This window comes from Streptococcus parasanguinis (genome assembly GCF_000963275.1).
GTDB lineage: Bacteria > Bacillota > Bacilli > Lactobacillales > Streptococcaceae > Streptococcus > Streptococcus parasanguinis_B.
Window position 1 is genome coordinate 1 of the sequence record NZ_JYOW01000002.1, and the last position, 14992, is coordinate 14992.

Here is a 14992-nt window from a genome sequence, read left to right on the forward strand (position 1 = left end):
GCGAAGGTATGAATTGAAGCCCCAGTAAACGGCGGCCGTAACTATAACGGTCCTAAGGTAGCGAAATTCCTTGTCGGGTAAGTTCCGACCCGCACGAAAGGCGTAATGATTTGGGCACTGTCTCAACGAGAGACTCGGTGAAATTTTAGTACCTGTGAAGATGCAGGTTACCCGCGACAGGACGGAAAGACCCCATGGAGCTTTACTGCAGTTTGATATTGAGTGTCTGTGCCACATGTACAGGATAGGTAGGAGCCATTGAGATCGGGACGCCAGTTTCGATGGAGGCGATGTTGGGATACTACCCTTGTGTTATGGCCACTCTAACCCGGTAGGTTAATCATCTACGGAGACAGTGTCTGACGGGCAGTTTGACTGGGGCGGTCGCCTCCTAAAAGGTAACGGAGGCGCCCAAAGGTTCCCTCAGAATGGTTGGAAATCATTCGCAGAGTGTAAAGGTATAAGGGAGCTTGACTGCGAGAGCTACAACTCGAGCAGGGACGAAAGTCGGGCTTAGTGATCCGGTGGTTCCGTATGGAAGGGCCATCGCTCAACGGATAAAAGCTACCCTGGGGATAACAGGCTTATCTCCCCCAAGAGTTCACATCGACGGGGAGGTTTGGCACCTCGATGTCGGCTCGTCGCATCCTGGGGCTGTAGTCGGTCCCAAGGGTTGGGCTGTTCGCCCATTAAAGCGGCACGCGAGCTGGGTTCAGAACGTCGTGAGACAGTTCGGTCCCTATCCGTCGCGGGCGTAGGAAATTTGAGAGGATCTGCTCCTAGTACGAGAGGACCAGAGTGGACTTACCGCTGGTGTACCAGTTGTCTCGCCAGAGGCATCGCTGGGTAGCTATGTAGGGAAGGGATAAACGCTGAAAGCATCTAAGTGTGAAACCCACCTCAAGATGAGATTTCCCATGATTTTATATCAGTAAGAGCCCTGAGAGAAGATCAGGTAGATAGGTTAGGAGTGGAAGTTGTGCGAGCAATGGAGCGGACTAATACTAATAGCTCGAGGACTTATCCAAAGAGTCAAAAGATATTGACAACGTAAGGTTAACTTGTTAGAATATAGATGTTCAATTTTGAATGTTTAATCATTCAGAGTTAAGTGACGATAGCCTAGGAGATACACCTGTACCCATGCCGAACACAGCAGTTAAGCCCTAGAACGCCGGAAGTAGTTGGGGGTTGCCCCCTGTGAGATAAGGTAGTCGCTTAGCTTGATTCCGCCATAGCTCAGTTGGTAGTAGCGCATGACTGTTAATCATGATGTCGTAGGTTCGAGTCCTACTGGCGGAGTATAGAAAAAAAGAGATCAAGTAATTGATCTCTTTTTTTACTTTTCATTTTAATGTTAATTAAAGCTCCGTTTAGTTAACGGAGCTTTTCTCTATTTAGTTATTTGGGAAAAATGCTTGATATAAGGCTTTAATTGCTTTTTCTTCTTGATCTTTACTTACAACGAACATAATGGAAACTTCACTAGAACCTTGAGAGATCATTTGAATATTCACTTCATTTTCTGATAGTGCTTTGGCTGCAGTGGCAGTAACCCCTACCTGACTCTTCATTTTCTCACCAACAATCATAATGATGGAAAGATCATGTTCAATTTCGGCTGTGTCAACTTCGAGCTTTTGCGTTAATTGTTTTAAAATTTCTTGTTCTTTGATTGGAGTCAGTTCACGTGAACGCAAAATGATGGACAAGTCATCGATTCCTGTTGGCATATGTTCCCAACTGATATTGAGATCTTCTAAAATTTGAAGGACTTTTCGACCAAAACCGACTTCGCGGTTCATAAGGTATTTTGTAGTGTTAATACTAACGAATCCTGAATCACCTGCAATCCCTACAACAGTCACATGATCATTTGAATGTTCCAAAACAATGCGGGTTCCAGGGTGGTCTGGATTATTAGTATTTTTAATGACTAATGGAATTTTACCTCTGTATGCTGGAACGAGTGCTTCATCATGCAATACTGAAAAACCAGCGTAGGCCAATTCACGCATTTCTTTGTAGGTTAATTCAGGAATAGAATGTGGGTGTTTAATAATACCTGGATGTGCTGCAAAGATACCATTTACGTCTGTAAAGTTTTCGTATAAGTCTGCTTTTACACCTGCTGCAATGATCGATCCTGTAATGTCAGATCCACCACGAGAAAATGTACAAATGTCACCATCTTGAGTAACACCAAAGAAACCTGGAATGACAATCACTTCACTTGAGTCTTTTAGTTCTTCAATTTTATCGTAACTAGATGGTAATATACGAGCGTTGGAAGGTTCTGCAGTGACTGTAATTCCTGCCTCTTTTGGATGGATGTATCTTGCTTCTAATCCATTTTGATTGAAATAAGCAGCAATGAGTTTAGCATTGTTATTTTCGCCTGCTGCTAGGAATGCATCGTATGTGAATGGATTCCCTTTTTTAGGTAAATTTGTTAAATCATAGATATCTTCAGCAATTTCTTGAATAATGGAATCTTTGAGACCCAATTCTTCTGTAATGGCACGATAACGTTCAATAATCCACTGTTGTGTTTGTGTGACATCCTTATCTGAAGTAAATTCTTTATAATAGCGGATCAGTGCATCTGTTACTTTTGTATCTTCTGCATTTCGCTTACCAGGAGCTGATACAACTACAAATTTTCTTTCTGGATCATCTTTAATGATATCAAGTACTTTTTTTAATTGTGGAGCTGATGCTAGAGAACTTCCACCGAATTTAGTTACTTTCATTTTTTCTCCTTAATAGTTTCATTAGTACATTATACCAAACTTCAGTTGTTGATACAATGTATTTATAAATAGGGCATAAAATAGGTGGATCTTAAGAGGCTAGAAATTGTCATGATTCAAATTTTACAATTTTGTTACATCTTATAGATATATTTTACTATTCTTATTTTTTATGGTATGATATGTTATAATTAAAAAGTTTTAATATCAAAATATTTTATATTTAAATAAAAGGAGTCTGTGATGTTTGAAACAATTTTGTATTCTGTCGAAAACGACCTCGCGACAATCTCTTTAAATCGTCCTGAAGTATCCAATGGTTTTAACATTCCAATGTGTCAGGAAATTTTAGCTGCCCTGGAAGATGCAGAAAAAAATGAGGAAGTAAAATTCATTATTCTATCAGCAGAAGGGAAAATCTTTTCAGTTGGTGGAGATTTAAGCGAAATGAAACGCGCAGTCGATGCGGATGACATCGAGTCTCTTGTTTTAATTGCCGAATTAGTTAATACGATTTCAAAGAAAATCAAGCAATTGCCAAAACCGGTTATTATGATGGCAGATGGAGCGGTTGCTGGAGCAGCTGCTAACATTGCAGTAGCTGTTGATTTTTGTATTATTAGTGATCGTACTAAATTTATCCAAGCCTTTGTTGGGGTTGGTTTAGCACCGGATGCGGGTGGGTTATTCTTGTTAGGAAAAGCCATTGGCATGTCTCGGGCTACTCATTTAGTAATGACGGGTGAAGCCTTGACTGCTGAAAAGGCATTTGATTATGGCCTAGCTTATCGTGTTTGTGAATCTGAAAGACTCGATAAAACAGTTGAGCAATTGCTTAAAAAATTAAGAAGAGGATCTTCAAATTCTTATGCTGCCATGAAAGAAATGGTTTGGGAAGCATTCTTGAAAGAATGGGACCAATATGCGGGTCTTGAATTGGATTTGCAAAAGAAACTAGCATTTACAGAAGATTTCAAGGAAGGGGTTATTGCCTACTCTGAGAAACGTCGGCCACAATTTAAAGGAAAATAAATTTGTAATTTTTCTATGTTTTGTGAAAAAATGCTTGCAAATTATTTTCATTTTTGATAAAATTTGACTATCAAAGTAAAATTAGGAGGTGGAGTTTTGAATTACCAATTAGTTAACGACTATTTAACATCCATCTTTAATAATGTTTTGGTTATTGAGGAGTCGAGCCTAAGAGCAAGTCGATTCAAAGATGTTTCTATTAAAGAAATGCATACGATCGATGTGATTGGTTCGACACCGAATGCAACCCCGAGTGATATTTCACGGGAGTTGATGGTGACTTTGGGGACTGTCACGACAAGTTTGAATAATCTTGAGCGCAAAGGGTATATCGAAAGAAGAAGATCGGAAGTTGATCGCCGGGTTGTACACTTGAGTTTAACGAAGAACGGTCGTCTACTTTATCGTCTTCATCAGCAATTCCATAAACGGATGGTCAACCAGATTATTGGAGATATGAGTCCCGAAGAGAAGAAAGTGATGCAAAAAGGATTGCAAAATCTGTATCGTTTCTTGGAGGAAATTAAATAATGGTCTTTGCTAAAATTAGTCAAGTTGCTCATTATGCACCTGACCAAGTCGTATCAAATGATGATTTGGCTGAGATCATGGATACAAGTGATGAATGGATCAGTAGTCGGACAGGTATCCTTCGGCGTCACATTTCAAAAGATGAGACGACAAGTGATCTAGCAACAATTGTTGCACAAAGATTATTAGCAAAAGCAAACTTAGACGCTGAGGAAATTGATTTTATCGTTGTCGCTACGATTACACCAGATAGCTTAATGCCATCAACTGCAGCCCGGGTACAAGCTAATATTGGAGCTACTCGAGCTTTTGCCTTTGATCTGACTGCAGCATGTAGCGGATTTGTATTTGCATTAGCCACTGCTGAAAAATACATTTCTTCAGGTATGTATCGGCGAGGAATTGTGATCGGTAGTGAGACGCTTTCAAAAGTATTAGACTGGTCAGACCGTTCCACTTCAGTCCTTTTTGGAGATGGAGCTGGTGGTGTCTTGCTTGAAGCAAGCGATCAAAAATCGTTTTTGGCTGAGAATCTTTTTACAGATGGTAGCCGAGGTGCTAGTCTTGAGTCTTGCTATTTGGGGCTGTCTTCCCCTTATTCAGATGAAGTTTCCGATCGAAGATATCTGACAATGGATGGACGGGCAGTTTTTGATTTTGCCATTCGTGATGTCACGAAAAGTATTCAAAAAATTATAGCAGACGCCTCTATGGAAGCAGAAGAGATTGACTATTTTCTGTTACACCAGGCGAATGACCGAATGTTAGATAAGATGTCAAAAAAACTGGGTGTCTCTAGAGAGAAAATCCCAGCAAATATGATGGAATATGGGAACACTAGTGCTGCTAGTATCCCCATTCTATTATCGGAGTGTGTCGAGAATCATCGAATCAAGATGGATGGAAGTCAAAAAATTCTTCTAACAGGATTCGGTGGAGGTTTGACATGGGGCACACTTCTTGTTACAATCTAGTTAAACATGTGGAAACACATTTTAAAAATTTATATATTATTTTTTAAGGAGGCCTATCATGGCAGTATTTGAAAAAGTACAAGAAATTATCGTTGAAGAACTTGGTAAAGAACCATCAGAAGTAACTCTTGAATCTACATTCGAAGATTTAGAAGCAGATTCATTGGATTTGTTCCAAGTTATCTCTGAAATTGAAGATGCTTTTGACATCCAAATCGAAACTGAAGAAGGATTGTCTACAGTTGGTGACCTTGTCGCTTACGTAGAAGAAAAAACAAAATAATGATAGATGAGAGTATCGAAAGATATTCTCTCTTGTTTAGGTAATAGTTTGAGGCTCAAAGAAACAATCTTTTAAACTCAAACTATTACTTAAGTGAAAAAAGAGGTAGGTATAATGCAAACACGAATTACTGAACTATTGAATATTAAATATCCAATCTTCCAAGGTGGTATGGCCTGGGTTGCTGATGGAGACTTGGCTGGAGCCGTTTCAAATGCTGGTGGACTCGGAATTATTGGTGGTGGTAATGCCCCTAAAGAAGTGGTAAAAGCTAATATTGATAGAGTAAAACAAATCACTGACAAACCATTCGGTGTTAATATCATGCTTTTGTCACCATTTGCAGATGACATCGTCGACCTCGTTATCGAAGAGGGTGTTAAGGTTGTTACAACAGGTGCCGGAAACCCAGGTAAATATATGGAGCGTTTCCACGAAGCTGGAATTACAGTAATCCCAGTTATTCCATCGGTAGCACTTGCTAAACGTATGGAAAAACTTGGAGCTGATGCTGTTGTCGCAGAAGGTATGGAAGCTGGTGGTCACATTGGTAAATTGACAACCATGGCACTTGTTCGCCAGGTTGCGGATGCGGTATCTATCCCAGTTATTGGTGCTGGTGGTGTTGCAGATGGACGTGGTATGGCTGCTGTTCTTATGCTTGGAGCAGAAGCTGTTCAGGTTGGTACTCGTTTCGCTGTTGCTAAGGAATCTAATGCACACCAAAACTTCAAAGATAAGATTTTGAAGGCTAAAGATATTGATACTGTTATTTCAGCCTCAGTTGTTGGACACCCAGTTCGTGCGATTAAGAATAAATTGGCTACAGAATATAACCAAGCTGAAAAAGATTTCTTGGCTGGTAAGAAGACTCAAGAAGAAATTGAAGAATTAGGAGCAGGTGCCCTTCGCAATGCCGTTGTTGATGGAGATGTTGACAATGGATCTGTAATGGCAGGTCAAATTGCTGGACTTGTCAGCAAGGAAGAAACCTGTGCTGAAATTCTAGAAGATATCTATTATGGTGCAGCCAAGGTGATTCAAAAAGAGGCTGCTCGTTGGGCAGATGTAAACGTCTAAAAACGTCGAAAGGATTAGGATAGTGACAAAACGTGCGTTCTTATTTGCTGGTCAAGGGGCTCAGAAATTGGGCATGGCGAGCGATTTGTATGCGGCTTATCCCGTTGTTAAAGAGACATTTGATACGGCTAGTCGTATTCTAGGTTATGATTTGCGTGAATTGATTGATTCTAACGAAGAAAAACTGAATCAGACACGCTATACTCAACCAGCTATTTTGACAACGTCAGTAGCCATTTATCGTCTCTTAGTAGAAAATGGTATCACTCCTGATATTGTTGCCGGCCTCTCTTTGGGGGAATATTCTGCCCTGGTTGCGGCTGGAGCTCTTTCGTTTGAAGATGCAGTAGCTTTGGTTGCGAAACGAGGTGAATTCATGGAAACGGCAGCTCCCGCTGGAAGTGGGAAAATGGTTGCTGTTATGAATACAGATCCAAGTTTGATCGAAGAGATTTGTCAACAAGCATCTGAAAAGGGTGTAGTAACACCAGCTAACTACAATACACCAGCACAAATTGTGATTGGTGGTGAGGTTGCAGCTGTGGACTATGCTGTGGAACTATTGCAGGAAGCAGGGGCCAAACGCTTGATCCCTTTGAATGTGTCAGGTCCATTCCACACAGCCTTACTGGAATCTGCTAGTCAAAAATTGGCGGCTGAACTAGAAAAAGTATCATTTAATGATTTTAATCTTCCTTTAGTTGGGAATACAGAAGCTACTATCATGAAGTCGGAAGATGTGAAAGCACTTTTGGCCCGTCAAGTAAAAGAACCGGTTCGTTTCTATGATTCAATTGCTACGATTCAAGACTTTGGTGTAGATGAGGTCATCGAGATCGGACCTGGAAAAGTCTTGTCAGGATTCTTGAAGAAAATTGATAAAACTCTTCCAACTTATAACGTCGAAGATCAGGCTAGTCTAGATGCACTTCTGAATGCTTAAAACGAGGTAAAGATGGAACTTAAAAATAAAAATGTTTTTGTAACAGGTTCAACACGCGGAATTGGATTGGCTGTGGCTCATAAATTTGCGAGTCTCGGTGCCAACGTTGTCCTAAATGGACGTTCTGAAATTTCTGAGGACTTGCTTGCACAGTTTGCTGACTATGGTGTGACTGTTGTTGGTATTTCTGGGGATATTTCGAATGGCGAAGATGCGCAACGTATGGTTGCTGAAGCTATTGAAAAGCTTGGTAGTGTTGATGTTTTGGTCAATAACGCTGGGATTACAAACGACAAGTTGATGTTGAAGATGACTGAAGAAGATTTTGAACGGGTTTTGAAAATCAACTTGACTGGTGCCTTCAATATGACACAAGCTGTCTTGAAACCAATGTCTAAGGCGCGTCAAGGGGCCATCATCAATATGTCATCTGTTGTAGGTCTCATGGGGAATATCGGTCAAGCTAACTATGCGGCTTCAAAAGCTGGTTTGATCGGTTTCACTAAATCAGTAGCGCGTGAAGTTGCGGCCCGTGGTGTTCGTGTGAATGCCATTGCACCTGGTTTCATTGAATCAGATATGACAGACGCTATTCCAGAGAAAATGAAAGATGCCATGCTAGCGCAAGTGCCAATGAAACGAATTGGTCAAGCTGAAGAAGTGGCAGAAGTTGCGGCTTTCTTGGCAGGTCAAGAATATTTAACTGGTCAAACAATTGCCATTGATGGCGGCATGACTATGCAATAATGAATGCTCACTGATCGAAAATCACTTACTTAAATATCCATCCGACAAAAGGAGAATATATATGTCTACAAATCGTGTTGTTGTTACAGGTTACGGTGTAACCTCACCAATCGGAAATACACCAGAGGAGTTCTGGAATAGCCTTCATGAAGGAAAAATTGGAATCAAGCCCATTACGAAATTTGATGCTTCTGAAATTCCAGTCTTTAATGCTGGTGAAATTCAAGATTTCCCATTCGATAAATATTTTGTGAAAAAAGATCAAAATCGTATGGATACATACTCATTGTATGCAATCTATGCTGCGATGGAAGCTATTGAAAATTCAGGCTTGAATATGGAAGAAGAAGACCGTGATCGTGTAGGCGTGATTGTATCATCTGGTATCGGTGGTTTGCAAGAATTGGAAGATCAAATTATCCGGATGCATGAACGTGGGATGAAGAGAATCCAACCAATGTTTATTCCAAAAGCTCTTTCAAACATGGGTGCTGGAAACATCGCACTTAAGATTGGGGCTCAAGGGGTATGTAAATCCGTGACAACAGCTTGTGCTTCTGCTAATGATGCAATTGGTGAAGCTTTCCGTGAGATTAAATTTGGTATGCATGATGTTGTTTTGGCAGGTGGTGCTGAAGCTTCGATTACTAAGATTGGTATCGGTGGTTTCAATGCTCTTACGGCCCTTTCAACAACGGAAGACCCAGAACGTTCATCTATCCCATTTGACAAAGACCGTAATGGTTTTGTGATGGGTGAAGGTGCAGGGGTTCTCGTTATTGAAAGCTTGGAACATGCTCAAAAACGTGGTGCTAACATCTTGGCTGAGATTGTTGGTTACGGATCAAACTGTGATGCTTATCATATGACAACACCAACCCCAGATGGTTCAGGTGCGGCTAAAGCGATTAAATTGGCGATCAATGAAGCGGGTATCAAACCTGAGGATGTCGATTATGTCAATGCACATGGTACCTCTACACCTGCTAATGAAAAAGGTGAAAGCGGAGCTATTGTTTCTGTACTTGGTAAAGAAGTTCCTGTATCATCTACTAAATCATTTACAGGACACTTGTTAGGTGCTGCTGGTGCAGTTGAAGCGATTGCTACTATCGAAGCGATTCGTCACAGCTTTGTACCAAAAACTGCTGGTACTAAAGAATTGTCTGACTATATCGAAGCAAACGTTGTTTATGGTGAAGGTCAAGAAGCGGATATTCAGTACGCTATCTCAAATACCTTTGGTTTTGGAGGACACAATGCTGTTCTGGCCTTTAAACGTTGGGAGGGTTAATTCATGAATATTTCTGAAATCAAAGATTTGTTGGCTCAATTTGATGCGTCAACTTTGCGTGAATTCTCATATAAAAATAATGGCGAAGAATTGAATTTGAGTAAAAACCAAACGAGTTCAGTTGTGGCTACACCGGTTGCTCCTGCAGTTGAAGTGGTAGCAACTCCTCAAACTCCTGTAGTAACCCCTGTTGTTGAAGCACCAGCAACTCCAGCTGTAGCGGCTGAACCAGTTGCTGCTCCAGCTCAGGCTGCAGAAGGTGATGTGGTTGAAAGTCCATTGGTTGGGGTGGCTTACTTGTCGCCAGCTCCGGATAAACCAGCCTTTGTATCTGTAGGAGACAAAGTTACTAAGGGTCAAACACTCTTGATTATCGAAGCCATGAAAGTGATGAATGAAGTCCCAGCGCCTAAAGATGGGGTAGTCACTGAAATTTTGGTAACGAATGAAGAAATGGTTGAATTTGGAAAAGGATTGGTTCGAATCAAATGACAATTGATATTAATGCTATTCGTGAGGCTTTGCCACATCGTTACCCAATGCTTTTGGTGGATCGCGTATTGGAAACAAGCGAAGATACGATTGTTGCCATTAAAAATGTGACAATTAATGAACCATTTTTTAATGGACATTTTCCACAATATCCTGTTATGCCAGGTGTTCTTATCATGGAAGCTTTGGCACAAACAGCAGGTGTACTAGAGTTGTCAAAACCTGAAAATAAAGGGAAATTAGTCTTTTATGCAGGGATGGACAAGGTGAAGTTTAAAAAACAAGTCGTTCCAGGAGATCAACTGGTGATGACAGCTACTTTTGTCAAACGTCGTGGAACCATTGCTGTTGTTGAAGCGAAAGCAGAGGTAGACGGTAAGCTTGCAGCTTCAGGAACGCTTACTTTTGCAATTGGAAATTAAGAAAGGCCTATCTATGTTTCGTAAGATCTTAATCGCCAATCGTGGTGAGATTGCAGTGCGCATTATTCGTGCGGCTCGTGAACTTGGCATCGAGACGGTTGCGGTGTATTCTACTGCTGATAAAGAAGCCTTGCATACCTTACTAGCGGATGAAGCAGTCTGTATTGGCCCTGCTAAATCAACAGAATCTTATTTGAATATGAGTGCTGTCTTGTCTGCAGCTGTTCTAACAGGAGCAGAAGCTATCCACCCTGGTTTTGGATTTTTAAGTGAAAACTCAAAATTTGCGACCATGTGTGAGGAAGTGGGCATTAAATTTATTGGTCCTTCTGCTAAAGTCATGGATTTGATGGGGGATAAGATTAATGCTCGTAAACAGATGATCAAAGCAGGAGTACCTGTTATTCCTGGATCAGATGGTGAAGTGTATACTGCTGAAGAAGCCCTCGAGATTGCAGAGCGTATTGGTTACCCTGTGATGTTGAAAGCATCTGCAGGAGGCGGTGGTAAAGGAATTCGGAAGGTTGAAAAACCAGAAGATTTGGTTGCTGCTTTTGAATCTGCTTCCTCAGAAGCTCAAGCTGCTTTTGGAAATGGTGCCATGTATATGGAACGGGTGATTTATCCGGCACGCCACATTGAAGTACAGATTTTAGCGGATCAGCATGGACATGTTATTCACTTAGGTGAACGCGATTGTTCTCTTCAACGAAATAACCAAAAAGTTCTAGAAGAATCCCCTTCGATTGCTATTGGAAAAACGCTTCGTGATCGGATTGGTTCTGCAGCTGTTCGTGCAGCTGAATCAGTTGGGTACGAGAATGCTGGAACGATTGAATTCTTGTATGATGAAGGCAAGGGTGAGTTCTACTTTATGGAAATGAATACCCGTGTCCAAGTAGAGCATCCTGTCACGGAATTTGTAACAGGAGTTGATATCGTTAAGGAACAGATTAAAATCGCAGCTGGCCAAGAATTATCCGTTACTCAAGAGGATATTGTCATTAAAGGCCATGCGATTGAATGCCGGATCAATGCGGAAAATCCTTCCTTCAACTTTGCACCTAGCCCTGGTAAGATCACTAATCTCTATCTTCCAAGTGGTGGGGTTGGCTTGCGTGTGGATTCTGCTGTGTATCCTGGGTATACGATTCCACCATACTATGATAGTATGATTGCCAAGATCATTGTCCATGGGGAAAATCGCTTTGATGCACTGATGAAAATGCAGCGTGCTCTTTATGAGTTGGAAATCGATGGTGTCACCACCAATAGCAGTTTCCAGTTGGATTTGATTTCAGATTCACATGTGATCGCTGGTGATTATGACACTGCATTTTTGATGGAACAATTCCTTCCAAATTATAATAAGGAATGATGAAAAAGCCTGGACTTGTGAGGGAAGTATGAACATCATCTTCACAGTTTCAGGCTTTTATAGTAATGCTTCAGATACTGTAGCATATTATAAGGAGTAAGTAATGGCATTATTTTCTAAAAAAGATAAATATATTCGGATCAATCCGAATAGGTCAGCCTGGAAGGAGCCTCAGCCAAAACCTGAAGTTCCTGATGAACTATTTTCACAATGCCCAGGTTGTAAACATACCATTTACCAAAAGGATTTAGGTAGTGAACGAGTATGCCCGAATTGTGGCTATACCTTCCGTATTTCTGCTAAAGAACGCTTGGCGTTGACAGTGGATCCAGCTAGCTTTGAAGAAATGTTTACAGGAATCGAAACGACAGATCCTTTGAATTTCCCAAATTATAAGAAGAAATTAGCAGCAGTGCGGGAAATGACAGGACTGGATGAAGCTGTCCTGACTGGAGCTGCCTTGATTAAAGGGCAAAAAGTTGCGCTTGGGATCATGGATTCCAACTTTATCATGGCTTCAATGGGTTCTGTAGTAGGCGAAAAAATTACTCGTTTATTTGAATTTGCGACAAAAGAAAAATTGCCAGTTGTTCTTTTTACCGCTTCCGGTGGTGCTCGGATGCAAGAAGGAATCGTGAGTTTGATGCAAATGGCAAAAATTTCTGCGGCTGTTCAACGTCATTCTAAAGAAAAATTATTCTATTTGACGGTATTGACAGATCCGACAACCGGTGGGGTAACGGCTTCATTTGCTATGGAAGGTGATATTATCATGGCAGAGAGTCAAGCCTTGGTTGGGTTTGCCGGTCGGCGCGTGATTGAATCAACTGTGCGTGAAAAATTGCCAGATGATTTCCAAAAAGCAGAATTTCTACAAGAACATGGATTTGTTGACTTGATCGTGGAGAGAAGCCAAATCCGAGCAACAGTTGGACAATTATTGGCCCTTCATGGAGGTAAACATGAGTAAAATAACACAGATTATAAAAGAGGCACGTGATCAAGGAAGGTTGACTGCGCTTGATTTTGCTCAAGGAATCTTTGATGATTTTATCGAATTACATGGAGATCGAAACTTCCGTGATGATGGTGCAGTGATTGGTGGGATTGGACGCTTAGGTGATCAAACCGTTACAGTCGTCGGGATCCAAAAAGGGAAAAATCTTCAGGATAACCTAAAGCGTAATTTTGGGCAACCCCATCCAGAAGGTTATCGAAAAGCTTTGCGTCTCATGAAGCAAGCGGAGAAATTTGGCCGTCCAGTTGTGACCTTTATCAATACAGCGGGTGCTTATCCCGGTGTTGGTGCTGAAGAACGAGGACAAGGGGAAGCCATTGCCCGCAACCTCATGGAAATGAGTGATCTAAAAGTTCCAATTATCGCGATTATCATCGGAGAAGGTGGTTCTGGTGGTGCCTTGGCTCTTGCTGTAGCAGATAAGGTCTGGATGCTTGAGAACTCCATCTATGCGGTCTTGAGTCCAGAAGGTTTTGCCTCTATTCTTTGGAAAGATGGAAGCCGTGCAATGGAAGCAGCAGAGTTGATGAAGATTACTTCTCACGAATTGTTAAATATGGAAATTGTCGATAAGGTGATTCCCGAGCATGGATTTTCAAATGGAGAACTACTGGCTCAAGTGAAGAAGGAATTACAGGAAGAGTTAAAGGTTTTACAAGCCTTGCCTCTCGAAGATCTTTTGGAGCAACGCTACCAACGTTTTCGTAAATATTAAAAAACTGAGCTTGCAATTTGCAAGACTCAGTTTTTTTAAACTTTATTTTGGTGCGATGACTTCTGCGCCACCCATGTATGGGCGAAGGACTTCTGGAATGGTCACAGAACCGTCTTCGTTTTGATAGTTTTCAAGAATAGCAGCAACGGTACGTCCGACAGCCAACCCAGAACCGTTCAAAGTGTGAAGGAGTTTTACCTTGCCATCTGCTTCATCACGGTAGCGGATTTGCGCACGGCGAGCTTGGAAATCTTCTGTATTGGAACAGCTTGAGATTTCACGGTAGGTGTTTTGCGCTGGAATCCATACTTCTAAGTCGTAAGTCTTGGCAGCTGAGAAGCCCATGTCTCCCGTTGAGAGAGCTACTACACGGTATGGAAGGTTCAGTTTTTGAAGGATATTTTCAGCATTGACAACCATTTTTTCCAATTCACCATATGAATCTTCTGGTTTGGCAAATTTCACCATTTCAACCTTATGGAATTGGTGCAAACGGATCAATCCACGAGTATCACGACCAGCTGAACCAGCTTCTGAACGGAATGATGGACTCATAGCGGTGAAGTAGATTGGAAGGTCTTTCCCATCAAGAATTTCATCGCGGTAGTAGTTTGTCAAAGGAACTTCAGCAGTTGGAATGAGGACATAATTAGTATCGCTAAGTTCAAAAGTATCTTCCTTGAATTTTGGATATTGTCCAGTACCAAACATAGAATCATGGTTGACCATGTAAGGAGGGATGACTTCAGTGTAGCCTTCCTTGCCATGTTCGTCCAACATGAAGTTGTAGATAGCGCGTTCTAAGCGAGCTCCAAGTCCTTTGTAAAAGAGGAAACGAGCACCAGTAACTTTAGCTCCGCGTTCCCAGTCAAGGATATCAAGGTCTTCACCTAAATCCCAGTGAGCTTTTGGTTCGAAGTCAAACTCGCGAGGAGTTCCCCAACGGCGAACTTCAACGTTGTCATCCTCATCTGCTCCAACAGGGACACTATCAGCAGGGATATTTGGAAGGGTAGTAGTGAATTCAGTTAATTTGGCATCGATTTCAGCCAATTCTGTATCCAATGCTTTGACTTCTGCAGAGAGGGTTTGCATGGCAGCAATCTTATCATCTGCATTTTCCTTGTTGCGCTTAGCTTGTGCGATTTCAGCAGATACGGTGTTGCGCTCTGCTTTGAGATTTTCTACTTTGACTAAGATATCTCGACGTTTGGCATCGATTTCTTTCATTTCATTCAAAATAGCTGCATCTACGCCACGTGTTGCCAATTTTTTAGCAACCGCATCAAAGTCTGTACGAATCCGTTTAATATCTAACATAGCTTCTCCT

The 14992-nt window shown here is 41.5% G+C and carries 15 protein-coding genes, 1 tRNA gene and 2 rRNA genes; 16 read left to right on the forward strand and 2 right to left on the reverse strand.

Annotated elements, in window-relative coordinates:
• The 3 genes from TZ97_RS09590 to TZ97_RS09600 form a co-directional block, all read left to right on the forward strand.
• Positions 1–1028, forward strand: a 23S ribosomal RNA gene (locus tag TZ97_RS09590); the annotation flags it as partial.
• Positions 1029–1107: 79 nt separating this feature from the next.
• Positions 1108–1223: ribosomal RNA gene (gene rrf / locus TZ97_RS09595) — 5S ribosomal RNA — on the forward strand.
• A 5-nt stretch (positions 1224–1228) separates the two neighbouring features.
• A tRNA-Asn gene (locus TZ97_RS09600) sits at positions 1229–1302 on the forward strand.
• A gap of 95 nt (positions 1303–1397) precedes the next feature.
• Here TZ97_RS09600 and TZ97_RS09605 read toward each other — a convergent pair.
• The gene (locus TZ97_RS09605) at positions 1398–2753 is read right to left on the reverse strand and encodes an aspartate kinase (RefSeq protein ID WP_045760236.1); all 1356 of its coding nucleotides are present in this window, start codon (positions 2751–2753) and stop codon (positions 1398–1400) included.
• A 240-nt stretch (positions 2754–2993) separates the two neighbouring features.
• Here TZ97_RS09605 and fabM point away from each other — a divergent pair, with 240 nt between their 5' ends.
• From fabM to TZ97_RS09670, 13 genes are all read left to right on the forward strand, one after another.
• The gene (fabM, locus tag TZ97_RS09610; protein WP_045760237.1) at positions 2994–3785 is read left to right on the forward strand and encodes a trans-2-decenoyl-ACP isomerase; all 792 of its coding nucleotides are present in this window, start codon (positions 2994–2996) and stop codon (positions 3783–3785) included.
• A gap of 96 nt (positions 3786–3881) precedes the next feature.
• Positions 3882–4316, forward strand: coding sequence for a fatty acid biosynthesis transcriptional regulator FabT (gene fabT, locus TZ97_RS09615; protein WP_003003993.1), 435 nt, complete (start codon positions 3882–3884; stop codon positions 4314–4316).
• Entirely contained in the window at positions 4316–5290 is a 975-nt protein-coding gene (locus TZ97_RS09620) for a beta-ketoacyl-ACP synthase III (protein WP_045760238.1), read from the forward strand. Before fabT ends, TZ97_RS09620 begins: the two co-directional genes overlap by 1 nt.
• Before the next feature lie 58 nt (positions 5291–5348).
• A complete protein-coding gene (locus TZ97_RS09625) occupies positions 5349–5573 on the forward strand; it encodes an acyl carrier protein (protein ID WP_003003892.1) in 225 nt (74 codons plus the stop codon).
• A gap of 114 nt (positions 5574–5687) precedes the next feature.
• On the forward strand, positions 5688–6653 hold the full coding sequence (fabK, locus tag TZ97_RS09630) for an enoyl-[acyl-carrier-protein] reductase FabK (protein ID WP_045760239.1): 966 nt from the start codon (positions 5688–5690) through the stop codon (positions 6651–6653).
• Positions 6654–6675: 22 nt separating this feature from the next.
• On the forward strand, positions 6676–7596 hold the full coding sequence (gene fabD / locus TZ97_RS09635; protein WP_045760240.1) for an ACP S-malonyltransferase: 921 nt from the start codon (positions 6676–6678) through the stop codon (positions 7594–7596).
• A 12-nt stretch (positions 7597–7608) separates the two neighbouring features.
• On the forward strand, positions 7609–8343 hold the full coding sequence (fabG, locus tag TZ97_RS09640) for a 3-oxoacyl-[acyl-carrier-protein] reductase (protein WP_003010456.1): 735 nt from the start codon (positions 7609–7611) through the stop codon (positions 8341–8343).
• A gap of 61 nt (positions 8344–8404) precedes the next feature.
• Positions 8405–9637, forward strand: a complete 1233-nt coding sequence (gene fabF / locus TZ97_RS09645) for a beta-ketoacyl-ACP synthase II (RefSeq protein WP_003010454.1) — start codon at positions 8405–8407, stop codon at positions 9635–9637.
• 3 nt (positions 9638–9640) lie between these two features.
• The gene (gene accB / locus TZ97_RS09650) at positions 9641–10129 is read left to right on the forward strand and encodes an acetyl-CoA carboxylase biotin carboxyl carrier protein (RefSeq protein ID WP_045760241.1); all 489 of its coding nucleotides are present in this window, start codon (positions 9641–9643) and stop codon (positions 10127–10129) included.
• Entirely contained in the window at positions 10126–10551 is a 426-nt protein-coding gene (fabZ, locus tag TZ97_RS09655) for a 3-hydroxyacyl-ACP dehydratase FabZ (protein WP_003004019.1), read from the forward strand. The genes accB and fabZ overlap by 4 nt, the downstream gene beginning before the upstream one ends.
• 13 nt (positions 10552–10564) lie before the next feature.
• On the forward strand, positions 10565–11929 hold the full coding sequence (locus TZ97_RS09660; RefSeq protein WP_045760281.1) for an acetyl-CoA carboxylase biotin carboxylase subunit: 1365 nt from the start codon (positions 10565–10567) through the stop codon (positions 11927–11929).
• 103 nt (positions 11930–12032) lie between these two features.
• Positions 12033–12899, forward strand: a complete 867-nt coding sequence (gene accD, locus TZ97_RS09665; protein WP_045760242.1) for an acetyl-CoA carboxylase, carboxyltransferase subunit beta — start codon at positions 12033–12035, stop codon at positions 12897–12899.
• Entirely contained in the window at positions 12892–13662 is a 771-nt protein-coding gene (locus TZ97_RS09670) for an acetyl-CoA carboxylase carboxyl transferase subunit alpha (RefSeq protein WP_023920222.1), read from the forward strand. Before accD ends, TZ97_RS09670 begins: the two co-directional genes overlap by 8 nt.
• A gap of 42 nt (positions 13663–13704) precedes the next feature.
• Here TZ97_RS09670 and serS read toward each other — a convergent pair whose 3' ends face one another.
• Positions 13705–14982: a serine--tRNA ligase gene (gene serS / locus TZ97_RS09675; RefSeq protein WP_045760243.1), complete on the reverse strand. Its 1278-nt coding sequence runs from the start codon at positions 14980–14982 to the stop codon at positions 13705–13707.
• Between the last annotated feature and the right edge of the window lie 10 nt (positions 14983–14992).

What these genes read in the sequence shown, in the direction of transcription:
- accD (WP_045760242.1), top strand. Translation starts at nt 12,033, where the DNA reads ATGGCATTATTTTCTAAAAAAGATAAATATATTCGGATCAATCCGAAT.
- TZ97_RS09670 (WP_023920222.1), top strand. Translation starts at nt 12,892, where the DNA reads ATGAGTAAAATAACACAGATTATAAAAGAGGCACGTGATCAAGGAAGG.
- fabZ (WP_003004019.1), top strand. Translation starts at nt 10,126, where the DNA reads ATGACAATTGATATTAATGCTATTCGTGAGGCTTTGCCACATCGTTAC.
- TZ97_RS09625 (WP_003003892.1), top strand. Translation starts at nt 5,349, where the DNA reads ATGGCAGTATTTGAAAAAGTACAAGAAATTATCGTTGAAGAACTTGGT.
- serS (WP_045760243.1), bottom strand. Translation starts at nt 14,982, where the DNA reads ATGTTAGATATTAAACGGATTCGTACAGACTTTGATGCGGTTGCTAAA.
- accB (WP_045760241.1), top strand. Translation starts at nt 9,641, where the DNA reads ATGAATATTTCTGAAATCAAAGATTTGTTGGCTCAATTTGATGCGTCA.
- fabF (WP_003010454.1), top strand. Translation starts at nt 8,405, where the DNA reads ATGTCTACAAATCGTGTTGTTGTTACAGGTTACGGTGTAACCTCACCA.
- TZ97_RS09605 (WP_045760236.1), bottom strand. Translation starts at nt 2,753, where the DNA reads ATGAAAGTAACTAAATTCGGTGGAAGTTCTCTAGCATCAGCTCCACAA.
- fabK (WP_045760239.1), top strand. Translation starts at nt 5,688, where the DNA reads ATGCAAACACGAATTACTGAACTATTGAATATTAAATATCCAATCTTC.
- TZ97_RS09660 (WP_045760281.1), top strand. Translation starts at nt 10,565, where the DNA reads ATGTTTCGTAAGATCTTAATCGCCAATCGTGGTGAGATTGCAGTGCGC.
- fabG (WP_003010456.1), top strand. Translation starts at nt 7,609, where the DNA reads ATGGAACTTAAAAATAAAAATGTTTTTGTAACAGGTTCAACACGCGGA.
- TZ97_RS09620 (WP_045760238.1), top strand. Translation starts at nt 4,316, where the DNA reads ATGGTCTTTGCTAAAATTAGTCAAGTTGCTCATTATGCACCTGACCAA.